The organism is Bacillus sp. FSL L8-0199 (assembly GCF_038005705.1).
Lineage (GTDB): Bacteria > Bacillota > Bacilli > Bacillales > Bacillaceae_G > Bacillus_A > Bacillus_A cereus.
The window spans coordinates 4,468,217-4,494,192 of sequence record NZ_JBBOTS010000001.1 but is presented as its reverse complement, the minus strand read 5'-3'; the positions used below and the strand labels follow the sequence as shown (position 1 = coordinate 4,494,192).

Sequence of the window (25,976 nt, the reverse complement as noted above, 5' to 3'; positions counted from 1 at the left end):
GTACCCTTGAGTTCCAAGTGAAGTACCCCTATATATAGAAAAAGGTGAGAGATCCCCTGTCTCTCATCTTTTTAGTATTTAATCCGTATTTTTATATAGTATAAAGGAACATTTTTTTGTTACAATACATAACGATACATATTATTCGCCACGTATATAAGTTAATGATATACTCTTGGTAGAATATACTTGAAGGAGGAAATAAAATGGCAATTGTAAACGCAAATGACCAAAGCTTCGCAGCTGAAACTAGCGAAGGTGTTGTATTATTAGATTTCTGGGCACCTTGGTGTGGACCTTGTAAAATGATCGCTCCTGTATTAGAGGAAATTGATGCAGAACTAGGCGAAAAAGTAAAAGTAGTAAAAGTAGACGTTGATGAAAACCAAGAAACTGCTCGTCAATTCGAAGTAATGAGCATTCCAGCTCTTTTCGTATTAAAAGACGGTAAAGTAGTTGATCAAGCGTTAGGTTACAAACCGAAAGAAGCGTTAGTAGAATTAGTTTCTAAACACTTCTAAAATAAAAAAGCTACCATTTGGTAGCTTTTTTTATTTTCTTTTTTACAGTCTTTCCGTTACAATAAAAGAACGTATGTTGGGTGTTTGGGCATAGTATGTTTTCAAGGGAAAATAAAAATGCTAAGTATGTAGAAATGGAGGGAGACGAGTGCACGAACATTTGAAAGAGAAGTTGGCTATTTTACCAGATCAACCTGGTTGCTATTTAATGAAAGATAAGCAAGGAACGGTTATATATGTCGGAAAGGCAAAAGTGCTTAAAAATCGTGTGCGCTCGTACTTTACTGGTTCACATGATGGGAAAACACTGCGGCTTGTAGGAGAAATTGTTGATTTTGAATATATTGTAACCTCTTCGAATTTAGAAGCACTTATTTTAGAGTTAAATCTAATTAAAAAATATGATCCGAAATATAATATTCAATTAAAAGATGATAAAACATATCCTTTTATTAAAATTACGGCGGAGAAGCAACCGCGCTTACTCATTACTCGAAACGTAAAAAAGGATAAAGGGAAATATTTTGGTCCTTATCCAAATGCACAATCTGCTCATGAAACGAAAAAACTGCTAGATCGTATGTATCCACTTCGGAAATGCACGAATATGCCAGATAAAGTTTGTTTGTATTATCATATGGGTCAATGTTTAGCACCTTGTGTGAAAGAAGTGACGGAAGAACAAAATAAAGAAATTGTAGATGAAATTATTAAGTTTTTAAATGGTGGACATAAAGAAGTTCGTTCAGAACTAGAAATAAAAATGTATGAGGCTTCAGAGAAACTAGAGTTTGAACGTGCAAAAGAGTTGCGTGATCAAATTGCTCATATTGATGCGATTATGGAAAAACAAAAGATGATTATGAGTGACTTAGTGGATCGTGATGTGTTTGGATATGCAGTGGATAAAGGATGGATGTGTGTTCAAGTTTTCTTCGTTCGAAAAGGAAAGCTAATTGAACGTGATGTTTCTATGTTTCCAATCTACGATGAACCAGAAGAGGGTTTTTTAACGTTTATCGGCCAATTTTATGAAAACAGTAGTCATTTTAAGCCGAAGGAAATTGTCGTTCCAGGAAGTATAGACTCGGAATTAGTAGAGCGCTTTTTAGAAGTGGAAGCGACGCAGCCGAAACGTGGTAAGAAAAAAGACCTTGTAGAATTGGCAAATAAAAATGCGAAGATTGCTCTTGAAGAGAAGTTTTACTTAATTGAACGTGATGAAGAACGAACGATTAAAGCGGTAGATCATTTAGGGAAGCAGCTTGGGATTGAAACGCCATATCGTATTGAAGCGTTTGATAACTCAAATATTCAAGGAACAAATCCCGTTTCTGCAATGATTGCTTTTATCGATGGGAAACCGGCGAAGAAAGAGTATCGGAAATATAAAATTAAAACGGTTCAAGGACCAGATGATTATGAGTCTATGAGAGAAGTTGTGAGGCGCCGTTATACAAGGGCGCTTAAAGAAAATTCACCTTTACCTGATTTGATTATTATTGATGGAGGAAAAGGCCATCTAGCGGCTGCAAGTGATATTTTAGAGAATGAGCTCGGATTATATATTCCGATGGCAGGTCTTGTAAAAGATGATAAACATAAAACCTCCCATTTAATTATTGGGGATCCACCGGAACCTGTGATACTTGAGAGAAATAGCCAAGAATTTTATTTGTTGCAGCGTATTCAAGATGAGGTGCATCGATTTGCGATTACATTCCATCGTCAATTACATGGGAAATCTGTCATTCAATCAGCATTGGATGATATTCCAGGAATCGGTGATAAACGGAAAAAGGTATTGTTAAAACATTTTGGTTCATTAAAGAAGATGAAAGAAGCTTCTATAGAGGAATTTGTCGAAGCGGGTATGCCGAAAAATGTCGCGGAGACGATTTATACGTATTTAACAGATAAGAAGACGTTGTAGTTTACAACGTCTTCTGTTTTTTGGTATAATTTCTGAAGATTTAAAATAAACGCATCTGAATGAAAATACAAAAAAGTCAACTAAACTGATATGTCTAGTTGACTGTAGGTAATGCTTACACTTCAATGAGATCTTTTATATCCCATTTTACAAGAAATGTAATAGAGTCAGAACGTTTTTTCTTTTCTTCGTATGACTCCGCAACGACGTTCCGTTGCTTTTGGATTTGTTCAGCGATGAATCCGGCTTCTAGTTGATAAGAAGAATGTCGTTTTTGTTTTTGACGTTCTGCGATGAGTGTGCCTTTAAGTTGGAACTGCATTTCACGACGCTTATGTTCAACAATGCTTAAAGTGCCCCAGCCAGCCTTTTCAAAGAACTGAATGACTTCTTCAATTGTTTCTAGCGGATATTTTCTTGCAAGGTTTCTACCAGACCAGTATAAAATACCATCTAAATCGTTGCCGATTAAATCAGGTAGTAATTCTTCACGTAGCAATTCATAAGCGAAGGCGTTCAATGAAACATCTTCTAAAGATGTTGTATCGATTGTATTTTTACTCACAATATTCCCCTCTTTCTATAGGGATTATTATATAACATTTCACATTTATAAAAACAGATTTTTCTTTAGGAAAATCTGAATATATAAGAAGAAAAAAAGAATTGGCAAATTATATGCAAATTATGTATACGTTTTCTTGACGCTTCGACAAAAATAGGAGTAAAATGAACTTGGTATCAAATTATGCTGAAATATTTCGAATAATTTTTTCAGTTTTTCTTATGCCAATAGTGAAAAAACATTATTGTCATAAACTAATCTGAAAACAGCAGTCAAACATTCAAGGGGGGTAATGGGGACATGAAAGGCCGCGAGTATACGTTTCGTAAGTGGCACTCATTAATGGGGGTCATCCCGGTTGGTGTCTTTTTGACGCAACATTTAATTGTAAACAACTTTGCAACACGAGGAGCAGAGGCTTTTAACAAAGCTGCAGGCTTTATGGAGCTCCTTCCATTCCGGTATGCGCTAGAAATTTTCATCATCTTTTTACCGATACTGTACCATGCTATATATGGCTTATATATTGCATTTACAGCTAAGAACAATGCGGTTTCTTACGGTTATTTCCGTAACTGGATGTTCGTTTTCCAAAGAATTTCAGGTATCGTTACGCTGATTTTCATTTCTTGGCATGTCTGGGAAACTCGTATTCAAGCAATGTTAGGTAAAGAGGTAAACTATGATATGATGGCAGATATTTTAAACAATCCAGCTATGTTTGCATTCTACTTAGTTGGTGTTGTTTCAACAATTTTCCACTTTGCAAATGGACTATGGACATTCTGCATCAGCTGGGGAATTACAGTATCTCCACGTTCACAAAGAATCTCTACTTATGTAACATTAGCTATTTTCTTAGGTTTATCTTATGTAGGTGTGAGTGCATTATTAGCGTTCATCGATCCACAGCTAGCAAACCAGTAAGGAGTGGGAGAGCATGAAAGGGAAACTTATAGTAGTCGGCGGTGGCTTGGCTGGCTTAATGGCAACGATTAAAGCGGCAGAAGCAGGAGTAAATGTTGAACTGTTTTCTTTAGTACCAGTAAAACGTTCACATTCTGTATGTGCTCAGGGCGGAATTAACGGTGCCGTAAATACGAAAGGTGAAGGGGATTCTCCATGGATCCACTTTGACGATACAATTTATGGTGGGGACTTCTTAGCGAACCAACCACCAGTTAAAGCGATGTGTGAAGCAGCACCTGGTATCATTCATTTAATGGACCGTATGGGTGTTATGTTCAACCGTACGGAAGAAGGACTTCTTGATTTCCGTCGATTTGGTGGAACGCAACATCACCGTACAGCATTTGCTGGTGCAACAACTGGACAGCAATTACTTTACGCATTAGATGAACAAGTACGTCGTCACGAAGTAGCAGGACTTGTAACGAAATATGAAGGTTGGGATTTCTTACGAGCTGTTGTTGATGATGAAGGTGTGTGCCGAGGAATCGTTGCACAAGACTTACAAACTATGGAGATTAGAAGTTTCGGAGCAGATGCCGTGATTATGGCAACAGGGGGCCCTGGTATCATTTTCGGAAAATCAACAAACTCCATTATCAATACAGGTACAGCAGCTTCTGCTGTATATCAACAAGGCGCATATTATGCAAACGGTGAGTTCATTCAAATTCACCCAACGGCAATTCCTGGAGACGATAAATTACGTCTTATGAGTGAATCTGCACGTGGTGAAGGTGGACGTGTTTGGACATATAAAGATGGTAAACCATGGTACTTCTTAGAAGAAAAATATCCGGCTTACGGAAACCTTGTACCTCGTGACATCGCAACACGTGAAATCTTTGATGTTTGCGTAGAGCAAAAACTAGGTATTAACGGTGAAAACATGGTGTACTTAGATCTTTCTCATAAAGATCCAAAAGAACTAGATATTAAACTAGGTGGAATTATTGAAATCTATGAGAAATTTACAGGGGATGATCCTCGTAAACTACCGATGAAAATCTTCCCAGCTGTTCACTATTCAATGGGCGGACTATGGGTTGATTATAAACAGATGACAAATATTCCAGGTTTATTTGCAGCAGGTGAGTGTGATTATTCTATGCACGGTGGTAACCGTCTTGGTGCGAACTCACTATTATCAGCAATTTATGGTGGTATGGTAGCGGGACCAAACGCAATTGAATATATGAAAGGTCTTTCTAAATCATCTGATGCTGTTTCATCTACTGTATATGAGCAAAATGAATTAATCGAAACAGAGAAATTTAACAATATTTTAACGATGGATGGTAACGAAAATGCGTATGTTCTTCATAAAGAGCTTGGAGAATGGATGACAGATAACGTTACAGTAGTTCGTGAAAATAAAAAATTATTAGAAACAGATGCGAAAATTGAAGAATTAATGGCTCGTTACAAACGTATTAACATTAACGATACAGCAAGATGGAGTAACCAAGGTGCTTCATTTACACGCCAACTTGCAAATATGTTTGAGTTAGCACGTGTTATTACAATTGGCGCATATAACCGTAATGAAAGCCGTGGGGCGCATTACAAACCTGAATTCCCAAATCGTGATGATGCAAACTTCTTAAAAACTACGATGGCAAAATTTGAGGGAGAAGGAAATGCACCAGCATTCCATTACGAGGACGTTGATATTTCGTTAATTAAACCACGTAAACGTGATTATTCTTCAAAACACGATGTAGCTGCTAAGGGTGAAGAGAAGGGGGATAAACAACATGTCTGAGAAAACAATCCGCCTCATCATTACAAGACAAGACGGGCCAGATGCGCAAGCCTTTGACCAAGAGTTTGAAATTCCATATCGTCCGAATATGAATATTATCTCAGCACTTATGGAAATCCGTCGTAATCCTGTTGATTCAAAAGGGAACCAAACAACTCCGATTGCATGGGATATGAACTGCTTAGAGGAAGTATGTGGTGCATGTTCGATGGTGATTAACGGAAAACCACGTCAATCATGTACGGCACTTATCGATCAATTAGAGCAACCAATTCGCTTAAAACCGATGAAGACATTCCCGGTTGTACGTGACTTGCAAGTTGATCGTAGTCGCATGTTTAATGCTCTAAAACGCGTTAAAGCGTGGATTCCAATTGATGGTACGTATGACCTAGGTCCAGGACCAAGAATGCCTGAGAAAAAGCGTCAATGGGCTTATGAGCTTTCAAAATGCATGACATGTGGTGTTTGCTTAGAATCATGTCCAAACGTAAACAGTAAGTCTGATTTTATTGGACCAGCACCGTTATCACAAGCTCGCTTATTCAACTCACATCCAACGGGTGAAATGCATAAAGCAGATCGCTTACGTGCAATTATGGGAGATGGAGGACTAGCAAACTGTGGTAACTCGCAAAACTGTGTGCAATCATGTCCGAAGGGTATTCCTTTAACAACTTCAATTGCGGCATTAAACCGTGATACAACAATTCAATCGTTCAAAGATTTCTTTGGTAGCGATAATAACTATTAATAAATATTGCCTCTTCATATCGAAGAGGCAATATTTATAACTATATTTTTCTGTTTATTCTGTTTATTTTAAGATGAAAAGGAGAGATAACAATGAAGAGGATTTCTTATATTGAAGACTTTGAGCAATGGGAAAGTGGTTTTTCGTTTTACAACCCTGTAAAGGTTCGTTTTGGTGAAGTAGATATGTTTGGACATGTAAATAATGTCGTTGCTTTTACTTATTTTGAAGAAGCTCGTATTGCGTTGTTTAAAGAACTTGGATTTATGCAAGAGTGGACACATGCATCATCAGAAACGATGATCGTTGTTGCGGATTTACAATGTAATTTTATTAAGCAAATATATTTTGATGAACAGTTGAAGGTGTATGTAAAAGCAGGGTCGGTTGGGAATTCTTCTTTAGATTTACATTATATGGTGAAGAATGAAGCAGGAGAGGTTTGTTTAGTAGGTCGTGGAATGATGGTTCAAGCGTCGAAAAAAACAGGAAGAGGCGAACCATGGCCTGAAGAATGGAAGAAGAAATTACTACAATGATAGAGTGAAAGAAAAATAAGAGAGCAATTTGCTCTCTTATTTTTTGTCTTCCATCACTTCTTCTAATGTTAAGTGATGTTTATATAGGTATGTAGCGTATGGATTACCAACGTAGCGTAAGTGCCATGGTTCATATGCATATTCTGTTGTATCTGTTTTATCTTCTAAGTAACGAATGACAAAGCCGAATTCATGAGCATGTTCTGCGACCCATTTTCCTTCTGCTGTCTCCCCGAAGATAGGCTCTAATTGAAATTTAGCTGATTTTGAACTAATATCCATTGCTAAACCCGTTTGGTGTTCACTTGTACCAGGAATTGCGCTTACTGAATTAGCTTCGGCTTTTCCTTGGCGTCTAACGTATGTATCATGCAACGACTTTTGGCGTTTGTATGAACGATAACCAGATACAGCTGTAAGATCAAGCCCTTCTTTTTTCGCAGCTTTAAACATGTTTTCAAGTGCCTCTGCAGCATCTTTGCGTAGTAATGTTTTTTCTTTATCTTTTGGACTAGTAAATGGTACATTTGGTCTCGTTAAGTCTTCAGGAGTGTATCCATCTGGTAGTTTTCGATGTTTATTAATTAAGACAAGGTTAGATTTTGGATTTGTTACAACTGAAAAGTCATTGTCTATTTTCTTTGCATTATGATCAGCTTTTGGAAAATCAGGAATTTCTTCTTTTTTATGGTTAGTATGTTTTTGACTTTCGACAGCTTTCGCTTCATGATGTAGTGGTGATTTAGAACCAAAGTAAGCGAAAGATGTGATACCGATTACAATAGTAGTGGCAGAAATAATTATTATCTTTTTCATGATGCCTTGTAATCACAGTCCCTTCTTAATAGAATGTGTAATGTTTTTTTATTATAAATCTAGTTTGTTGGAAAAGGAATATAAGAGTCATAACGTAATAGAAATGCAAAGAAAATGTCAGAAAATGTGTGAATTTGTAGTATTTTTTTATATAATTCATTTCTTATCTTTCATGAAATGCATTTTTTATGTAATATATATACATAAGAAGATGTAGCGATTATCGAGAATAGAGAACTTCTTGTATAGACTAGGAGTGAATGGGAATGGATTTTGCAACAATTATTGGACTTATTTTAGGATTTGTAGCAGTGGTAGTAGGGATGGTCGTCAAGGGCGCTGACATAACAGCCTTATTAAATCCTGCCGCAGCATTAATTATTTTTATCGGTACATTTGCTGCAGTATGTATTGCATTTCCGATGAATCAACTAAAAAGGGTTCCAAAACTATTTAAAGTTCTTTTTGGTTCAAATAAAAAGGATTTAAGTTATGAACAGTTGCTAGAATTATTTGTTCATTGGACATCTGAAAGTAGAAAATACGGTATTTTGTCTTTAGAGCAACAATTAGACAAAATTCAAGATGAATTTCTTTTGCGCGGTATGAAATTTGTGATTGATGGTGTATCCGCAGAAGATTTAGAGCAGATTTTGGAATCTGAATTAGAGGCAATTGAAGAAAGACATGCAAAGGGAGCTGCTATTTTTTCACAAGCTGGTACGTATGCACCGACATTAGGAGTTTTAGGTGCTGTTATCGGTCTTGTAGCTGCGCTTGGTAACTTAACTGATATTGAAAAGTTAGGTCATGCTATTTCGGGTGCGTTTATTGCAACGATTTTTGGTATTTTTTCCGGTTATGTATTATGGCATCCATTTGCAAATAAGTTAAAGCAAAAATCTTCAGCTGAAATTGAGAAAAAACGTTTAATCATTGATTGTTTATTAATGTTACAAGAAGGTACATATCCGTTTATTATGAAGAACCGTATTTTAGGTGCACTTTCTGCAACTGAGCGTAAAAAGCTAGAAAAAGGAGCAGAAAAAAATGCGGAGTAAGAAAAATAGAAGAGGTAAAAAGAAAAAACATGATGAGCATATCGATGAAACATGGTTAATTCCATATTCTGATATGTTAACGTTGTTATTTGCATTGTTTATCGTTTTATTCGCAATGAGTAGTATAGATGCTGCGAAGTTTAAACAGATGGCAGTTGCTTTTCGAAGTGAATTAGCTGGGGGAACAGGCAACAAAGAATTTTTAAGTGATCAAAAGCCAAATGATGAAAAAGAATTATCAGCAAGTAGCCTTGAGGCAGAACAAGCAAAAAAACAAGAAGAAGCTAGAGCTAAAGAAAAAAAAGAGATGGATGAATTGAAAGCATTACAAAAAAAGATTGATCAATATATTAATGAAAAACAATTATCCTCTTCTTTTCAAACTAAATTAACTGAAAAGGGATTAATGGTGACAATATTAGAAAATATACTGTTTGATTCGGGGAAAGCAGATGTGAAATTAGAATCTTTAGGGATTGCAAAAGAGATGTCTAGCTTACTTGTTTCAGCGTCACCTCGTGAAATTACAGTATCGGGTCATACGGATAATGTCCCTATTGCCAATGCGCAGTTTGCGTCGAATTGGGAATTAAGTACGCAGCGGGCAGTTAATTTTATGCAAGTATTACTGCAAAATAAAGAATTACAACCAGAAAAATTTAGTGCGATTGGATACGGAGAATACCGTTCAATTGCTCCAAACGATACGCAAGAAGGAAAGGCAAAGAATAGACGTGTGGAAGTATTTATCTTGCCTTTAACAGAGAAAGTAAAATAAAAGAGGATGGCGAATGCCATCCTCTTTTATTTTACATCAAATGATTTTAAGTTGTCGCGACGGATTTTATCTTTTTCTGCATCTGATTTTTTGAAATCATAATCATATAAAGCGCCTTCCCAATCACCATACATTGGATTCGGGAAAATAATGAATTTCTCACCAAATTGTGCTTTTGAATCTTCTACTGTTTGGTTACGATCTTTTACAGATTTTCCATCAAAACCTGTGAAATCAGACAAGTTATCACCGAAGAATAAGACAATATCATGGGTTTGAGAAACGAGTTCACGGCGTTTTTCTTTCCCTTTTTCTTTCGGATCTTGTAGTAATATATGTTCTTTCGTTGCTTGAGGAGCACCTACACGCTCAAGATTTTTAATTGTTGCATCTAGTTGATTCGTTTTACGATTTGAGACGTAGTAAATATCTACACCTTTAGACTCTGTATATTTTAAGAAATCAATTGCGCCTGGAAGGGCTTCAGCCTCAGCTTTGTTAATCCAATCATCCCATTTGTAAGGATAGCCTTTGCCTGTTTTTACGCTCATTGCTTGATGAGGACTGTTATCTAAAACAGTTTCGTCTAAATCAAGCACGATAGCAGGTTTTTTCTCTGTCCCTTTTGCAAGAATTGCATCAAGCTTTAATTGACCAATGTTGTACCCTTGGTAGTAAAGTGCTTTCGTTTCACCGGCTGTTTGATACCATAAATCAGCCATTAATTGTTGTTCTGTTAATTTTACTTTCTCTTCTTTCGCCACTGTTTTCTCTGGTGTTCCTGAACATGCTACAAGTGATGTAGATAGAACTGCTACAGATAATAAAGTGGTAATGCCCCTCTTCATCTTCATATGTATCCTCCTTGATGTTAGAAAATCATTTTATATTATATATTAAAATATAATATTTTTATATGAACATTTGCATATTGTCTTTTGTATATATAGTAGTATGTCCTATATTAGAAAGATGAGCAAAATAATAATAGTTGTTTTGACAATTTTTATTGTCGTAATGACAATTATAATTGACAAAAAGAACTTTGTTATTTACAATTTTAACTAAATAGAACAAATGATGGATTCATGACGATGTTTACATATAAGAGGATGAAGCGTGGTGCTATATTTTGTCTTGAATAAACATAGTCTTTGAAAGAGAGCACGAATGATACTAAAGGGGAGGCTTTATACTTTGAGTTTACAAATTCAAAACTTAACGAAACAATTTGGGGAATCAAAAGCAGTTAACGGTTTGCAAATTTCGTTACCAAAAGGTGAAGTACTAGGGTTACTTGGACGAAATGGTGCAGGGAAAACAACAACAATCAAAATGCTTCTCGGATTATTAACGCCTAATGAAGGTTCGATTACATGGGATGGAAAAGCATTTGGAAATAGTGGTGTAACAATTGGGTATTTACCAGAAGAAAGAGGTTTATATACAAAAAGTAGAGTAATAGATCAGCTGCGATATTTTGGTAGATTAGAAGGAATGTCGAAGAAAGAAGTAGATCATGCTATTGATCACTGGTTAGAGCGTTTAGCGATACCAGAATATAAATTTAAAACGGCTGGAGAGCTTTCAAAAGGGAATCAGCAAAAAATCCAATTAATTGCTGCTCTTCTTCATAATCCGGAACTTCTCATTTTAGATGAACCATTCAGCGGCCTTGATCCAGTTAATGCTGGGATGTTAGCTAGTATTATTGAAGAACAAGTACAGAGCGGAAAGACGATTATTTTATCAAGTCATCGTATGGAACAAGTAGAGGCTTTTTGCCAACATGTATGTATTTTGAAAAAAGGTGAGGCAGTCGTAAAAGGACAGCTAAGTGATATTAAGAAAGAATACGGTTTCCGTAATTTAACGATTGAAGATACAGTAGAGAATGAAAAGGGATTAGAAGCTATACATGTATCGTATGAAAAACAACAAGGCCTTCTTTATGTGAAAGTACAAGACGATGCGGAAGCTCTCAAGATTTTGCAACAGTTGCAAGAGCAAGGTGTTAGCTTACGACAATTCAAAATGTTAGAGCCGACGTTAAACGAAATCTTTGTAGAGAGGGCGAAATAACGATGCGTAAATTTTCTCACGTATTTTCATTTTATTTTAGGGAAGCATTTTTATCTAAAAAATCATTAATTACGAGTGCGATTTTATTTTTAGTTGTGTTTGGGATTTTTGCATTTAATCATTTTACTTCAGGCGATGATAAAAATAAGGATAAAGATAAAATTGCAGTTGTAGTAGAGAGTTCCACATATAAAGTACAAAAAGATGAGCTAAATAAGCTATTGCCATCAGCAAAAATAACAATTGGTTCAAAGGATGATTTTGATAAACTGCATAAGCAAGTAGAAGAAGGCGATTTAGATGGTCTATTCCATGTGACGGAAAAGGATGGGGCTCCATCGATTACATATATGTATAATGGATTTCCAAGCCAAGCAACTTCTGCAATTATGGCAGGATATTTAAAGCAACAATATACGATGGTGACGATTGCCAAAAATAATGTTTCACCAGAAATTGCACAGCAATTACAAACAGAAATTCAAGTAAAGCAAGAAGCGATAAAAGATCGTACATCTTCTTTCGGAATTGCCTATTTCTTTACATTTGCTTTATATATGTTTATTGTAGCGTTCGGAAATACAATCGCAATGAATATTGCATCTGAAAAGGCGTCACGTGTAATGGAAGTAATGCTTCCGAAAGTGAAGCCTCTTACGATGATGTATGCGAAAATTTTAGCGGTTGTTTCAACGGCGTTATTACAACTTGTCATATTGGCGTGTGGTTATCTTATTCCATATTTGTTAGGTTGGGTCGATTTAGAAAGTGCCTCACTATTTGGTATTCCAATTGACTTTACGAAATTAGATGCAAAGGTTATCAGCATGTTTCTTGTTTATTTCATTACGGGATATTTACTTTATGCGATGATGTATGCTGCTGCTGGAGCTGTCGTGTCTAAGACGGAGGATTTACAAGCTGTATCTTTCCCGGTAATGATTTTAATTATGGCTGCATTCTTTATTAGTATTAAATCATTAAGTGATCCGAATAGTACTATCGTCGTTGTAAGTTCTTACATTCCATTCTTTACACCGATGGTTACCTTCTCACGTATTGTAGCTGGTGAAGCAGGTATGCTAGAAATTACGATAACATTAGCAGTCTTATTGGCGACAATTGCGGTATTAAATGCTGTTACAAGCCGCATTTACGTAAACGGCGTAATGAATTACTCAGATAAAGTGAAATTTAAAGATTTAGCGAAATTTATAAAGCGTCAATAATGAGAGAAAAGCGTGATTTCTTATTGAAATCATGCTTTTTCTTTATGTATAAATTAAAAATAGTATATAATGATAAGAGTCGTCTTTTAATAGAATGAATAAAAAGGAGGGTGTGCAGATGGGGATTAGTAGTCGTTTTACAGTAGGTGTTCATATGCTGACATTACTTGCGATAGATCGAAACTCTCGCTGTACCTCTGAATGGATTGCCGGTAGTGTGAATACAAATCCAGTTGTGATTCGTCGCATTACAGGAATGTTGAAGAGAGCAGGACTTGTTGATGTACAAGCTGGTAAAGGTGGTACGACACTTGCTCGAGATTTAGAAGAAATTACATTACTTGATGTATATAAAGCAGTGGAAGTTGTAGAAGAAGGACAGCTATTTTCCTTCCATGAAAATCCCAACATTGAATGTCCAGTAGGAGCTAATATTCAATCAGTATTAGAAATTATTTTAATGCAAGCGCAAGAAGCGATGGAAAACGTACTTGCAAATGTAACGGTAGATCAATTAGTTACAAATTTAAAGTCTAAAATGAAAGAATAAAAAAAGCGAGCTTCCTCATAATGAGGGCTCGCCTTTTTTTATTCAGAAATATTGAAAATTCTATTTTTCAGTATTTAAAATGAATTTACCTACGATAGCTGCGAAGATACCACCAAGAATTGGTGCTACGATGAATACCCATAGTTGAGAAAGTGCTTCTCCACCAACAAATAAAGCTGGTGCGATACTACGAGCTGGGTTAACAGATGTTCCAGTTAACGGAATTCCTAATAAGTGAATTAAAACTAATGTGAAACCAATTACTAGTCCAGCTAAAGAAGAACTTCCTTTTTTACCTGTTACAGCAACGATAACTAAAATAAATACGAAAGTTAAAATGAACTCAACTAAAAATGCTCCAGATAAACCAAGAGTTCCGAAACCATTTTGTCCTAAATTATCTAAAGGTGTTTTAGCAGATTTTAAAATTGTTACTAACGTTGCAGTTCCTAATAAACCACCTAAAATTTGAGCTAATACATAATAACAAAGTTCCATAGCGTTCATTCGTTTGTTGATGAACATAGCTACTGATACTGCTGGGTTAATGTGACATCCAGAAATTGTTCCGATGCTATATGCCATAGCTACAATAGATAGACCGAAAGCCATAGCGATTCCTAATGTTCCAATTCCTTCAATTCCGCCGCCAGTGACAGCTACTCCAGTTCCGAATAATACAAGTACAAATGTACCAATAAATTCAGCGATTGCTTTTTTTAACATAATTTACCTCCTATTAATGCGCATGAAACGTATTATAACATAAGTTTTAGTATAAGCAGCCAATGAAATACTATTCTGATAAGGCGAAATAGGGGGACAATAAAAAAGAGTATGGTTCATCTCTATAGAACCATACCCTTTTTTTATGCCGATTTTTTCTGTTTAACGACTGGAACAGAACGGTTTAAAATACTATTTGCAACCATTCCTAACATGATAATAATCATTCCGATGAGAGAAAGTCCTCCAGGGAGTGAACCATTTAAGAAAATGATTTCTCCAAGTACGGTAAAGACCATCGTTCCAGCTTGTGTTGCTTCAACAGCTCCAAGTAGAGCGAGGTTATCTTTTGCTAAGTCAGTAGCAAAGAAAAATGTCATCGTTGCAATAACGCCGGAACATAATGCTAACAAAAATCCTTGAAGTATTTGGTTGGATGTTGGAATGCCAGTAGTAGAAAATCCGTATATACCAAGCAAGATTGTTATAGGAAGACTTCCAATTGCCATTCCTAATACACGTTGGAACGTATCAAGGCGTCCACCAACAAGCTCCATCATTTTTCGGTTACCGAACGGATATAAGAAAGCGGCTAATACGACAGGTAAAAAACCTGAAATGAACTGAGTCATTGTAATATGGCCTGCGGCAGTTGCTTGCATACAAATTACACCAAGTAAAATAAATAATGCAACATATAAGCTACGAAGTGGAATTTTTCCACGTACAAGTTTCGTACCTGATTTTGTTTCTATTTTCACGAAAAATAGTGGTGATAGTAGTAAACCAGCTAAAATCGTAACTTGCCAAGTTCCAGCAACGAGCCAAGCTGGAGAAAAGACAGCTGCGAAACTTAATAAAGAATAAAAACCAATACCGGCAACAGAACCCCATCCGATCCATGCCAATGGATGTTTTTTTAAATCTTCCCATAATCCCCTAAAGTTTTTGCGAAATAAAACGATAAGGAATAAAATAGGAAGAGCAAATAAAAAACGGAAGGAAGCTGTCCAAGCCCAGCTCGTTCCAGATACATTCATTGCTCTATTAATAATAAAGGTTGCAGAAAAAAAGGCCGATGATAAAAGACCTAATAAAATTGCGCGCATGAAGTATAACACTCCTTTCGAAAATAAATAATTATGTATAGTATGATATACTTTTAATTATTAAAAGTAAACTATTTTATACTTTAAGGTGGTTTTATATATGAAAGAAAATGAAGATATGCAAACGAAAGAAGTCATTCAACAAGTTGGACAGTTATTGAGACAAATTCGAAATGAACAGAAATTAAGTTTAGAAGAATTAGCTCATAAAACAGGAGTTAGTAAATTAACATTAGGAAAGATCGAAAGAGGGGAAACAAATCCGACACTAGCTGTCATTTGGAAAATAACGAAAGGGTTATCAATTCCTTTATCCAGATTAATGGTTGTTGGAGAACCTGTAGCTGTTGCGCGCTGTGGAGAAGGATTTGCAGTAGATGAAGGACAAGCGTGGCATTTAGAAACGATGTTCCGTTATACGAAAGAAACAGGGATGGAAATGCACCGCGCTTGTTTACGATCAAATAGTATATATGAGCCAGAAGCTCATCATGAAGGTGCGATTGAGCTTGTAACGGTAATGAAAGGGAAAGTGTCTATTCAAGTGGAGAATGATGTATACGAATTAAATGAGTTTGATTCCATTCAATTTGAAGCGAATAAGAAGCATATTTATAAAAATGAAGAAGAAGAAGTAGCGGTATTACATTTAACGATGAAATATTCTTCATGAAAAAATCACCTATAGGATTCTATAGGTGATTTCTCTTCTTAAGTATGTGAAATAATGCCGTTAGTACGAACGTGGCATAAGTAATAAACAAATGAAATAAACTAAAAATCCTGTCCCAAAACATAAAACAGCAATAACCCAAATGATACGAATAAGAGTAGAGCTAATATCAAAATATTCTCCTAAACCACCACATATACCAAATAGCATTTTATCAGTTTCGGATTTACATAACTTTTTTGACATATTCCAATCAACTCCTTTTTATATCAAACTGCATACTTTTATTCTATATGGAAATTTATGAGAAGACTATGGGGTTGTATTACATTTTTTTGTGAGAAGTGATCGTATTAATTGTCTTAATTTTCAGTGGATATTAAACTTGTAGTTATGAGGTGATTTTTAATAAAGGGTGGGGAAATAGAGATGACAGTATATTGGTTGACTAACGTAATGCTTGAATCAGGATATACATATGAAGAAGAGAGAATTTCACAAACAGAAACAGAATTATGCAGTTTACTTATTGAAGATGGTCGAATTAAAAAAATTATAAAAGGGATTGTTCAAGAGGAAGATATAGTAACTTTTGATGCTAAGAACTTATTAATGTTGCCAGCTTTCAAAGAGATGCACATTCACATTGATAAAACATATTATAGTGGCCCATGGAAAGCTTGTATGCCAGCAGAAAGTATTTTTACACGTTTTAATGAAGAAGAAAAAATTTTACCAAAGCAATTAGCGACTGCCCAAAATAGAGCGGAAAATATGCTAGAGTTACTACTGCAAAATGGTGCAACGAATATTAGAACGCATTGTAATGTCGATCCGATTATTGGGCTTGGTAATCTGGAGGCGACGTTAGCGGCATTAGAAACATATAAAAATCGAGTGTCTAGTAGAATTGTTGCGTTTCCGCAACATGGATTATTGCGCAGTGATTCTGTGCAACTCGTGAAAGATGCGATGCGTATGGGTGCTCATCTAGTCGGAGGAGTAGATCCAGCTACAGTAGATAATGACATTGAAAAGTCATTACATACAATTATGGATATCGCAGTAGAATTTAATGCGGATGTTGATATTCATTTGCACGATGCGAATAATCTTGGAACGTTTACGATGAAGAGATTGGCAAGTTTAACAGAAGAAGCAGGATGGCAAGGCCGTGTAACGATTAGTCATGCACTTGGACTTGGTGGTGTTACTGATAAAGAGGCTGAAGAAGTGGCAGAAAGACTCGCAAATGTAAATATTGATATTACTTCAACAGTGCCAATTGGTAAACAAGTAATCCCAATTCCGTTATTAGATAAAAAAGGTGTTAAGGTTGCATTAGGCAATGATAGCATTACAGATCATTGGTCACCGTTTGGAACAGGTGATATGCTTCAAAAGGCGAATCGATTAGCAGAGCGTTTTGGGTGGAGTGACGAAAGGTCTTTAGGAAAAGCACTCCGCTTTATTACAGGAGGAAAAGAAACGTTAAATAATGAAGGGAAGCGAGTATGGCCGAATGTAGGGGATGAAGCGAGCTTTGTTTTGACGAATGCGACATGCGCTGCTGAAGCAGTAGCGCGTCAAACAGAAAAACGTTTAGTCGTGTATAAAGGAAATATTGTTGTTGGAAGTTTAAATGAGGTGGAATTAAATAATCTTGTGTAGAAGAATCGTTTAAATATTTTGAGGAGGGTTCTAATGGTGAGTATAGAACTCTTCTTTTTTATTCTTACAATATATTTTTATAGGAAAGCTAGAAGGGATGAAAAAATTGGACAATCAACATAACCAAAATCATATTATGGGAACTTTGCAATGGTTTATATTTTTATTAGCAAATTCAATCGCACTACCAATTGTCGTTGGCGGATTATTTCATCTTACGACGGAAGAAATATTTTATTTAATGCAGCGTACGTTTTTTGTAGTTGGTATATCTTCTTTTTTACAAGGGTGGCTTGGGCATAGACTGCCAATTGCGGATGGGCCGGCTGGATCTTGGGTTGGTGTATTTACCGTACTTGCTTATGCAACGGCCGGACAGGATCAATTACATAGTACACTGCAAATTTTAGAATTAGGAATAATAATCTCCGGTGTTATTTTAATAGGATTAGGAGTAACTGGTTTTATAGGACGTATTTTATTTTTATTTACGCCGCTTGTGACAGGGACGTTTTTACTTTTATTATGTTTACAATTAAGTGGTGTATTTTTAAAAGGAATGTTAGGAATTACAGCTACTATTTCTCAAATCGACGGATTTACAGCAATGATCGCGTTTAGTATATTTCTGTTCGTTATTATACTATCTAATTTTGGAAAAGGCTTTGTCAAAAGTTATGCAGTTTTAATAGGATTAATTAGTGGGTGGATTATTTTTCTCATTGCAGGAAAAGTGACAATCCCATCTCAAGTAACTCATTTTGTGCAACTTCCACATATATTTGCTTGGGGACTTCCAAAATGGAATACTGGTATGGCTGTATCCAGTTTCGTTATGGTATGTATTTTAGTTTCGAATACGGTGGCAGCTATTATAGCAATTAATCAAGCAACTATTCATAAAGCGACTATTGAACAAAAACAGTTGAAAGATGGAACATGGGTTGGGGGGATTTCACATCTCATCTCTTCTGTATTTTCAACTGTAGGTGTCGTTCCGTTACCAGCAACGGCAGGATTTATACGTTTAACAAAACAAAAGTATATACGATCGTTCTTAATGGCATGTGCATTACTAGTCGTAATGTCTCTTTTTCCAAGTATTATTCGTTACTTAGCATCTTTACCATCAGCTGTTGCATCGGCTGTTTTAATGGCTTCGTTCGTACAGTTAATTGGAATTGGATTTAATAATATAAAACAAGTGCCGATGAGTGAAAGGAATGTAACGATCTTAGGCGTTGCAGTATTATTTGGCAGCGGCGTAATGTTTTTACCGTCTGGAGCACTCCAATCCTTGCCGTCTATTATGCAATATATATTCGGTAATGGTTTATTTGTAGGTACGGTTGTAAGTATATTGCTAGAACAAATATGGCGCGTTGGAAAGTAAGTGGATAAAAAGAGTGTACGCACTGTATAAAAGTCTAAAATAACATAGGAAATAAAGCCCATTTTTATTCACCACCTGCACATTTCGTTCATACAATATCTTGACTAAATAAACACCCAACTTACACATACACAGCTCTGGCTTAAGCAAGGAGGGTTATACCAGTTGAAGGAAAAAGCGTATCAATCTAAACCTTTACTCACAAAGAGAGAGAGAGAAGTATTTGAATTGCTGGTTCAAGATAAAACAACGAAGGAAATTGCAGGTGAACTTTTTATAAGTGAAAAGACAGTTCGCAACCATATCTCAAATGAAATGTATAATTGTAACTAGTGATTACGGTTATAAAAACTTTCTCAATATTTTTCAGAAGAATAGGAGAATACACGTTCTCATTTATATGGTAGAATATTTTGTAAATATAGGGAGAAGGCGTTATTTGTTTGAAATGAAGGGGGCTTTTCAATTGAGATTTCACAAAAAGATTATCGGAATAATTGAGGATCGGGAAGATTTAAGCCTAAGCTATGTAGCAGAACAAATCGGAGTTTCTAGACAATACATGTCAAAATTTAAAAATAAAGGCGCAATTGGATTTTGTCAGCTCGTTAAGCTGTCACATATATTAAGTGAGAAAGATAAAACATTTAAAGAAACAATGGCCGAATGGTGTCTAGAACTAGATACTACTGAGGCTATAAAACAAAGTTTTGAATATGCTTGTGTAACACGGAATATTAATCTTTTAGGGAAATTACTTACAAAGCATAAAGATGAAACAGGAACTATACGTGAATATGTTTCTGTATATGGAATCTTGTATCAATATATCATCGGAGAAGTTCATGGAACGGAAATTGTTAACCAACTGAAAAAAGTTGGACAACCCAAAGATAAAGTTCTAAACATTCTTATGGATATAATGAAGTGTTACAATTATTTCCACTTAAAGAAGTACAATTTAATGTTGGAATTAATCCAAGAAATCGAAGCTCAAGTTGAAGCTGTTGATAGTGATAGAAAATCTTATATTAAAGAATGTTATATATATCGAGTGGCAGAAATTTTTGCCCCAGTATATTTACACTATAATCATTTAGATTTAGCTAGGAAATTCGCTAATGTAATAATAGATGCTAATATCAGCGAAAAGACCATCTCAGACGCATTGTACATACTAGGAATGTCTTATCTAGGTGAGGACAAGGAAAAGAGCCTCAAATACTTTGAGGACAGTTACACGCTATTTAAAAAGGTCGGAGACAAAACGTACGAAAAAGAAGTGCGTTATAATCTAGATTTTGCTAAGATATATTTAGGCGAACCCTTAGCAAAGGATTCAGACCCACACTTAATACAATTTCAAAATAGTCCAGATACTCAAATGTTAAAATTGCTTCAAGAATCCCTATATGATGGGGAAGAAGAAGATTTTCTGGTATACTATAAGGGAATTGTAAGCAATTCACCGAACGAGATATATGAATGTTTTCAAAAGTTTCTGCTGCAATCTAATTATTTTTTTACAAGTTTGGTTGCAAAAGAGATTTACAAAAGAGGAGATCAATCGGGGTTAATTAAATCGATGATGAATTTTAAGGGGAACATAGGAAAGGGAGTGTTTTGCAGTGAAAAAGATAGCTTCTACAATCTTAATTGCATTAACAGTATTCACAGCGTTGAGCGGATATACCGCAGAGAAACCAGATCACTACAAACAAAATGAAATGATAACATATATGCAAGAAACGATTAAGCCCGGTGGTTAAATCGTTTGGAAATTAAAGACTGAGAATTTTCTCAGTCTTTTTCTTATGGTCAACTAAAATGAAAAAACGAAAAGTAATGTACTTTTCAGAATATTCCCGTGGGGAAATGTTATTATATACCTACAGAGAACGGAAGGGGGATATATTTATGGGAACAGAAGAGATATTAAAATCGTTCCTAAAATGTATTGCTGAAGCTTCTCAAAATGAAGAAGATATACAACGATACATTGAAACAGCATTTAATATTAAAACAAGCTAAAAAAATAGTGATGATCCAGTTACCACCACTATTTTTCAGTTGGATTATTTAATTTTTCAAGACTTTCCATGATCGATAGCATATTTTGTAGAACGATTTCTTGATGTTCTTCAGGTAATTGTTCTAATCGAGACTTTATACCGTGGTATTTCTTGTTAAAATCCTCATCTACTTCGCGAGAGTCAGACCTCCCTAAGATAAAATCAATAGGTACTTCAAAGAAATTAGCAGCACGTTCCACGGTTTCGCGAGAAGCTGGTTTAAGACCTGTTTCGAATTTAGAAACACTGCCAGCAGTAACGCCGATTGCCTTGCCGACCTCGGTCTGAGTTAATTTACGCTCTTTTCGTAATTGACGCAGTCGATCTTTAAACTCCACAATAATCACCTCATATAAGTGGTTTGTTGAGTTTATTATAATGTTTCCTGTAGGGAAAATCAATGATATAAAACAGCCGATTATTTAATAAAATGCGAAAAAATATGTCTTGAATTTTCCCTCAGGGAATGTTAAGGTAATTTACACAGATATAGGAAGGAGTCATCAAATGAAAACAAATGTAGAAGAAACAAAACTGAAAACAGCATTTAAAAATTCTGGATATAAATATCACGAATTAGCTGATGCACTTGGTATTTCTTGTAGTTATTGTTACAAGCTCATTAATAACCACCATTATAAGAAGAAAATTTCTTATAACTTAGCTTCTAGAATGGCGAATGTGTTGAAATCAGATGTAGTTGATTTGTTTGAGGAACAGGTCGATTTTTTTTAGTCTCAAATGTTCCCTCAGGGAATATTTTTATAAAAATTTTTGAGTGTTGTCTCAGTGAAAATGAATCATATGGTGTTATCAAGAGGTGATGAGGTTGGTGGTTAAACAAACGAAATTAAGAATTATTGAAGAAGTCTATGGAGACCAAAGAATTGAAGATGTGTTTGAAGAACTATACCAGTTGCGATTTGGCATAAAAGTAAAAGTTACAAGAAAAAATCCAAACTTAGTTGCAACTGAACAAGAAAAGTAGGCTTTAAGCTTCATTGAGCATAGCTTAATGAAGTGAGGAGATATAGTGGACAAGCCTGAAAGGAGAGTAATGAATGAAAAACGGAAAAAGATTGACTAAACGTGAAAAAATGCATCTCAAATCATACAGCTTAAATCCTGATAATTGGTTGGTTTTCAAGAAAACGGATGGAGAAATGCATTTAGTACACCGTTATACTAGCGCAACTCGTGTAATTCCAAGTTTATAAGTTTAGGAGGGAATAAGATGGATCAGTTAACAGTAGCAAGTGAAATACGTCTTTTAGGAAGAAGAAACATAGCTGGATATGAATTTACTGGAATTGAGGGGGGATTCGGTGAAGGTAAGAAAGCAATGTTAGTTAAGGATATAGCCGTTATTCATGGGAGACAATCATCACGAATCAATGAACGTATTAACGAAAATAGAAAACGGTTTAAAGATGGGATAGACATTATTGATTTGTTAGGTGTCGGTTTGACGGATACCGAGATTAAAAAATATGGATTTACACAACAAGCCGTAAATTCTTATCGTGGGCGTAACGGTAATATTTATTTACTTTCTGAAAGAGGATATTTTAAATTACTAAAAATTTTAGAAGATGAAAAAGCATGGGATATCTACGATCAATTTGTTGATGGATATTTCAACATGAGGGAAAAGAATCAAGTGGCTACAGACCCAATGAGTATTTTAAAACTTACATTCGAAGCATTAGAAGGCCAGCAGCAAGCAATCGAAGAGATAAAGTCGGATGTACAAGACTTGAAAGAAAATACACCATTATTCGCAATTGAATGTGATGAAATCTCTACTGCCGTAAAGCGTCAAGGAGTCATATTGCTAGGCGGAAAACAGTCTAATGCCTATAGAAATCGTGGATTAAGAGGAAAAGTGTACCGTGATATTTATAACCAATTATACCGCGAATTTGGCGTGAAAAGTCATAAGGCAATTAAACGTTGTCACTTAAATGTAGCAGTGAAAATAGTTGAGGAATACACGCTACCAATTGTATTAAGCGAGGAAATATCGTTTTTAAATGCACAAATGGATTTTATAGAAATGCAGTAAGTAAGGCTATTTTCATTCGTTGTTTTCTGAGTCAAAAACTTAAAAAGAAAAGGTGGCAAAGGTAATGGATCAGTTACGTGTTATTGAGGGAATACACGAGAGTAAGCCAGATTATGTTGAGATATATCTCAGAATGTTTATGAATGCAGTTAATGAGTTAAAGGAACAAGATAAGGAAACAAAATCATTAAGCAAGGATACGTATAAAAAAGCAATTTTTTCAGGGGTTAGATATATTTCAAGGTCAAAAAATGATATTTCGAATTATGACTACCTAATGAATAGATTTCTTTTAATAAGCTATTTAGAAAACTTAATGAAGGTGTTAACGCCGCGGGATTTTATGAATATATTTCCAATCGATAAAAATTATGATGGCGCTCGTTATGAAATGAAAGATTATTTTTTTACCATAAATGAAATTAAAAAAATCGGAATGGATACGCCTATTGGAGAGAAAATCATGGAGTTTTTATGGGATTACCAAAACTTTAAAGATATAACACTATTCAACTTAGCCTCTGTAAGCATTTTGAATAAATTGCAGAAAATGCAAGGTGAAAAATCGTTAACCGAAGAGTTTGCCGAGCGATTAGGCATCGATACTTACACAAAGCATAAAGAAAAGGGCGGAAAAGAATATATTACAAATGACCGTACTGGTGAGATCCAAGAAGTTAAAAAATATAGACCAAGATATTTAAAACCAGTTCAATGATTGATTTTATTAAGGCTTATAAACAAAGAAAGTAACTTGCGCCAACAAGTTACTAAATAAAAATACTTATAAAAATATACTTATTAGAAATATAACATACACGCTCGATGTATGGAAAGGGTGTTATTATGGCTCTTTTTAGAAAAGTGCATACAGAATTTTGGACAGACGTAAAAGTATCAGAAGATATGACGCCAGAAGACAAATTGTTTATGGTGTATCTTTTGACTAATCCCCACACAACTCAATTGGGAGTATATGAAATCACACCTAAGATGATAGCTTTTGAAATCGGACTATCAATAGAATCAGCTAGAGCACTACTGGAACGTTTTGAAAGCCATCATAAATTAATCAAATATAACAAAATGACAAGAGAAATAGCTATAAAAAATTGGGGCAAATACAACCTGAATAGAGGCGGGAAACCAATTGAAGATTGTCTTAAAAGAGAAATTGATAAAGTGAAAGATTTATCTCTAATAAAATTCATTTTAGAACATACAGATCATGCAGTCTTAAAAAGAAAAATCAATCTTTATGCGGGTTTTAACGATACGTCCTACGATACGTTAACGATACGTGACCAAGAAGAAAAAGAAGAACAAGAAGAAAAAGAAGAAGAAGAAAAAGAAAAAGAAAAAGAATCGGAAGAAGAAAAAACAAAAACAAAATCAAAAGCGTCTTTAAAATCAGACGCAAAGTCCAATCCAATACCATATAAAGATATATTGGATTACTTCAATGAAAAAGCAAATAAAAACTTCAATCCTAAAGCAGAAGGACATAGGAAGTTGATTCGCGCTAGATGGAATGAGGGGTATAAGTTAGAGGACTTTAAAAAAGTTATCGATAACAAAACCTCACAATGGCTTGGTAAGAAAAGTTTTGATGGAAAACCACTAGATCAATTTTTAAGACCAAGCACGTTATTTGCACAAAAACATTTTGACAACTACTTAAATGAAACGGTCAACATGTCCAATCAACAACATGGAGATCAGATAGTTATACCTGGATTTAGGGGGGAAATGCCGTTTTAGAAAGGAGTAATAAATGTGAAAAGGATACAAGATTCTTTTGAAAAACTCACTAATTTAAAATTTGCAGATGAAAACTGTGATAAGCACACCTTTAATAAACACGGGAAAGAAGTTGTTAAATTGGTTAGGAAAATGATTGATGATGCAGGAACTGTATATTGCCCCCGCTGCATGGTTGAAGAGCAAAATTCGGTTTTATTTCAGCAAGCAAATAATCACTATAAAAAGATTAATAGAGAACGGAAGAAAAACGTACTCTTTCAACACAGTATCATTGAAAACCAATCCATTACAGAATCAAGATTGTCTACATACAACACGGATTGTCAAGAAACGAAAGAAAACAAAGAAAAAGCTATGAAAATTATTGAACGTATAAAAAACGGTGAGTTTTTAAATGTATACATTGCAGGGATTCAAGGTGTAGGAAAAAGCCATTTAGCGTATGCGATGCTGTATGAATTAGTCAAACACTATTGGGTAATATCAGACGGTGAAAAATTAAATGACGAACATGCTTTTAAAAATATGAAAAGCTGCTTATTCGTAGAGATTGAAAAGCTAATTCGATTAATACAGCATTCATTTAGAAATGTAGAGTCAAAATACACAATGGATTATTGTATCAGTTTAATGGTGGATGTAGATTTCCTTGTAATTGATGATTTAGGGGCTGAAAGTGGTTCGATGAATCGAAACGGAGAAGCAAGCGATTTTGTTCATAAAATACTTTATGGTGTGACGAATGGACGACAAGGGGCGAATAAAACAACAATCACAACTTCAAATTTATCAAGTGCTCAATTATTTCAAAAATACGATCCGAAACTAGCAAGTAGATTGCTAAATGGTGTATCAAAAGATGAAACGATTGTTTTTAAATCAACCACTGACAAACGAATTGTAAATTTAGACATTGGATTCTAATAAAAGGGGTGCGGGGA

General features: G+C 35.1%; 30 protein-coding genes. 23 read left to right on the top strand and 7 right to left on the bottom strand.

What is annotated here, in order from left to right; genetic code table 11:
* The first annotated feature begins 206 nt into the window (after nt 1-206).
* Both trxA and uvrC read left to right on the top strand, forming a co-directional pair.
* Nucleotides 207-521 carry a thioredoxin gene (trxA, locus tag NST86_RS23145; protein ID WP_001018943.1) on the top strand — a complete coding sequence of 105 codons (315 nt, stop codon included), beginning with the start codon at nt 207-209 and terminating at the stop codon, nt 519-521.
* Nucleotides 522-669: 148 nt separating this feature from the next.
* The gene (gene uvrC, locus NST86_RS23140) at nt 670-2,454 is read left to right on the top strand and encodes an excinuclease ABC subunit C (RefSeq protein ID WP_000544295.1); all 1,785 of its coding nucleotides are present in this window, start codon (nt 670-672) and stop codon (nt 2,452-2,454) included.
* Between the two features lie 115 nt (nt 2,455-2,569).
* On the opposite strand, the gene NST86_RS23135 is transcribed toward uvrC, so the two are convergent.
* Nucleotides 2,570-3,019, bottom strand: coding sequence for a YslB family protein (locus NST86_RS23135; RefSeq protein ID WP_000042226.1), 450 nt, complete (start codon nt 3,017-3,019; stop codon nt 2,570-2,572).
* A 300-nt stretch (nt 3,020-3,319) separates the two neighbouring features.
* On the opposite strand from NST86_RS23135, the gene sdhC reads away from it, so the two are divergent.
* From sdhC to NST86_RS23115, 4 genes are all read left to right on the top strand, one after another.
* Nucleotides 3,320-3,946: a succinate dehydrogenase cytochrome B558 gene (gene sdhC, locus NST86_RS23130; RefSeq protein WP_000678354.1), complete on the top strand. Its 627-nt coding sequence runs from the start codon at nt 3,320-3,322 to the stop codon at nt 3,944-3,946.
* A 13-nt stretch (nt 3,947-3,959) separates the two neighbouring features.
* On the top strand, nt 3,960-5,753 hold the full coding sequence (gene sdhA / locus NST86_RS23125) for a succinate dehydrogenase flavoprotein subunit (protein WP_000676750.1): 1,794 nt from the start codon (nt 3,960-3,962) through the stop codon (nt 5,751-5,753).
* Entirely contained in the window at nt 5,746-6,507 is a 762-nt protein-coding gene (sdhB, locus tag NST86_RS23120; protein ID WP_001291827.1) for a succinate dehydrogenase iron-sulfur subunit, read from the top strand. Before sdhA ends, sdhB begins: the two co-directional genes overlap by 8 nt.
* Before the next feature lie 92 nt (nt 6,508-6,599).
* A complete protein-coding gene (locus NST86_RS23115; protein WP_000822736.1) occupies nt 6,600-7,046 on the top strand; it encodes an acyl-CoA thioesterase in 447 nt (148 codons plus the stop codon).
* Nucleotides 7,047-7,082: 36 nt separating this feature from the next.
* Here NST86_RS23115 and NST86_RS23110 read toward each other — a convergent pair whose 3' ends face one another.
* On the bottom strand, nt 7,083-7,862 hold the full coding sequence (locus NST86_RS23110) for a M15 family metallopeptidase (protein ID WP_016118685.1): 780 nt from the start codon (nt 7,860-7,862) through the stop codon (nt 7,083-7,085).
* A 266-nt stretch (nt 7,863-8,128) separates the two neighbouring features.
* On the opposite strand from NST86_RS23110, the gene motA reads away from it, so the two are divergent.
* The gene (gene motA, locus NST86_RS23105) at nt 8,129-8,923 is read left to right on the top strand and encodes a flagellar motor stator protein MotA (protein WP_000344853.1); all 795 of its coding nucleotides are present in this window, start codon (nt 8,129-8,131) and stop codon (nt 8,921-8,923) included.
* Nucleotides 8,913-9,701, top strand: coding sequence for a flagellar motor protein MotB (motB, locus tag NST86_RS23100; protein ID WP_001256734.1), 789 nt, complete (start codon nt 8,913-8,915; stop codon nt 9,699-9,701). The genes motA and motB overlap by 11 nt, the downstream gene beginning before the upstream one ends.
* A gap of 26 nt (nt 9,702-9,727) precedes the next feature.
* Here motB and NST86_RS23095 read toward each other — a convergent pair whose 3' ends face one another.
* Nucleotides 9,728-10,555 carry a 5'-nucleotidase, lipoprotein e(P4) family gene (locus NST86_RS23095; RefSeq protein ID WP_044796505.1) on the bottom strand — a complete coding sequence of 276 codons (828 nt, stop codon included), beginning with the start codon at nt 10,553-10,555 and terminating at the stop codon, nt 9,728-9,730.
* A 343-nt stretch (nt 10,556-10,898) separates the two neighbouring features.
* Between NST86_RS23095 and NST86_RS23090 the strand changes: the two genes are divergently transcribed.
* The 3 genes from NST86_RS23090 (at nt 10,899) to NST86_RS23080 (ending at nt 13,562) form a co-directional block, all read left to right on the top strand.
* Nucleotides 10,899-11,783 carry an ABC transporter ATP-binding protein gene (locus NST86_RS23090; RefSeq protein WP_000058117.1) on the top strand — a complete coding sequence of 295 codons (885 nt, stop codon included), beginning with the start codon at nt 10,899-10,901 and terminating at the stop codon, nt 11,781-11,783.
* Between the two features lie 2 nt (nt 11,784-11,785).
* A complete protein-coding gene (locus NST86_RS23085) occupies nt 11,786-13,012 on the top strand; it encodes an ABC transporter permease (protein ID WP_016118684.1) in 1,227 nt (408 codons plus the stop codon).
* A 118-nt stretch (nt 13,013-13,130) separates the two neighbouring features.
* Nucleotides 13,131-13,562, top strand: coding sequence for an Rrf2 family transcriptional regulator (locus NST86_RS23080; RefSeq protein ID WP_000512998.1), 432 nt, complete (start codon nt 13,131-13,133; stop codon nt 13,560-13,562).
* A 60-nt stretch (nt 13,563-13,622) separates the two neighbouring features.
* Here NST86_RS23080 and NST86_RS23075 read toward each other — a convergent pair whose 3' ends face one another.
* Together NST86_RS23075 and NST86_RS23070 are read right to left on the bottom strand one after the other, a co-directional pair.
* The gene (locus tag NST86_RS23075) at nt 13,623-14,288 is read right to left on the bottom strand and encodes an aquaporin (protein WP_000913213.1); all 666 of its coding nucleotides are present in this window, start codon (nt 14,286-14,288) and stop codon (nt 13,623-13,625) included.
* A gap of 143 nt (nt 14,289-14,431) precedes the next feature.
* Complete coding sequence (locus NST86_RS23070) at nt 14,432-15,397, bottom strand: DMT family transporter (RefSeq protein WP_001201625.1); 966 nt, start codon at nt 15,395-15,397, stop codon at nt 14,432-14,434.
* A 100-nt stretch (nt 15,398-15,497) separates the two neighbouring features.
* Between NST86_RS23070 and NST86_RS23065 the strand changes: the two genes are divergently transcribed.
* Nucleotides 15,498-16,070 carry a helix-turn-helix domain-containing protein gene (locus NST86_RS23065; RefSeq protein ID WP_000661924.1) on the top strand — a complete coding sequence of 191 codons (573 nt, stop codon included), beginning with the start codon at nt 15,498-15,500 and terminating at the stop codon, nt 16,068-16,070.
* Nucleotides 16,071-16,130: 60 nt separating this feature from the next.
* Here NST86_RS23065 and NST86_RS23060 read toward each other — a convergent pair whose 3' ends face one another.
* Complete coding sequence (locus NST86_RS23060) at nt 16,131-16,316, bottom strand: PspC domain-containing protein (RefSeq protein ID WP_000038411.1); 186 nt, start codon at nt 16,314-16,316, stop codon at nt 16,131-16,133.
* A gap of 183 nt (nt 16,317-16,499) precedes the next feature.
* Here NST86_RS23060 and NST86_RS23055 point away from each other — a divergent pair, with 183 nt between their 5' ends.
* The 4 genes from NST86_RS23055 to NST86_RS23040 all read left to right on the top strand — a co-directional run bounded on the left by NST86_RS23055 (nt 16,500) and on the right by NST86_RS23040 (nt 20,860).
* A complete protein-coding gene (locus NST86_RS23055; protein ID WP_000219559.1) occupies nt 16,500-17,741 on the top strand; it encodes an amidohydrolase family protein in 1,242 nt (413 codons plus the stop codon).
* Nucleotides 17,742-17,838: 97 nt separating this feature from the next.
* Complete coding sequence (locus NST86_RS23050; RefSeq protein ID WP_016118683.1) at nt 17,839-19,134, top strand: purine/pyrimidine permease; 1,296 nt, start codon at nt 17,839-17,841, stop codon at nt 19,132-19,134.
* Between the two features lie 165 nt (nt 19,135-19,299).
* Nucleotides 19,300-19,467 carry a helix-turn-helix domain-containing protein gene (locus NST86_RS23045; protein WP_000659485.1) on the top strand — a complete coding sequence of 56 codons (168 nt, stop codon included), beginning with the start codon at nt 19,300-19,302 and terminating at the stop codon, nt 19,465-19,467.
* Between the two features lie 115 nt (nt 19,468-19,582).
* Entirely contained in the window at nt 19,583-20,860 is a 1,278-nt protein-coding gene (locus tag NST86_RS23040) for an AimR family lysis-lysogeny pheromone receptor (protein ID WP_157404400.1), read from the top strand.
* Between the two features lie 333 nt (nt 20,861-21,193).
* On the opposite strand, the gene NST86_RS23035 is transcribed toward NST86_RS23040, so the two are convergent.
* Nucleotides 21,194-21,544: a helix-turn-helix domain-containing protein gene (locus NST86_RS23035; protein ID WP_000394560.1), complete on the bottom strand. Its 351-nt coding sequence runs from the start codon at nt 21,542-21,544 to the stop codon at nt 21,194-21,196.
* Between the two features lie 169 nt (nt 21,545-21,713).
* Between NST86_RS23035 and NST86_RS23030 the strand changes: the two genes are divergently transcribed.
* From NST86_RS23030 to NST86_RS23000, 7 genes are all read left to right on the top strand, one after another.
* The gene (locus tag NST86_RS23030; protein WP_044798152.1) at nt 21,714-21,941 is read left to right on the top strand and encodes a helix-turn-helix domain-containing protein; all 228 of its coding nucleotides are present in this window, start codon (nt 21,714-21,716) and stop codon (nt 21,939-21,941) included.
* 94 nt (nt 21,942-22,035) lie between these two features.
* On the top strand, nt 22,036-22,194 hold the full coding sequence (locus tag NST86_RS23025; protein ID WP_340934887.1) for a hypothetical protein: 159 nt from the start codon (nt 22,036-22,038) through the stop codon (nt 22,192-22,194).
* A 73-nt stretch (nt 22,195-22,267) separates the two neighbouring features.
* Nucleotides 22,268-22,423: a DUF6906 family protein gene (locus tag NST86_RS23020; RefSeq protein ID WP_000788394.1), complete on the top strand. Its 156-nt coding sequence runs from the start codon at nt 22,268-22,270 to the stop codon at nt 22,421-22,423.
* A gap of 17 nt (nt 22,424-22,440) precedes the next feature.
* Nucleotides 22,441-23,271, top strand: a complete 831-nt coding sequence (locus NST86_RS23015; protein ID WP_000372564.1) for an ORF6C domain-containing protein — start codon at nt 22,441-22,443, stop codon at nt 23,269-23,271.
* A 64-nt stretch (nt 23,272-23,335) separates the two neighbouring features.
* On the top strand, nt 23,336-23,989 hold the full coding sequence (locus NST86_RS23010; protein WP_340934453.1) for a hypothetical protein: 654 nt from the start codon (nt 23,336-23,338) through the stop codon (nt 23,987-23,989).
* Nucleotides 23,990-24,117: 128 nt separating this feature from the next.
* Nucleotides 24,118-25,032: a conserved phage C-terminal domain-containing protein gene (locus tag NST86_RS23005; protein WP_340934449.1), complete on the top strand. Its 915-nt coding sequence runs from the start codon at nt 24,118-24,120 to the stop codon at nt 25,030-25,032.
* A gap of 15 nt (nt 25,033-25,047) precedes the next feature.
* Entirely contained in the window at nt 25,048-25,959 is a 912-nt protein-coding gene (locus NST86_RS23000; RefSeq protein ID WP_340934446.1) for an ATP-binding protein, read from the top strand.
* Nucleotides 25,960-25,976: the final 17 nt, after the last annotated feature.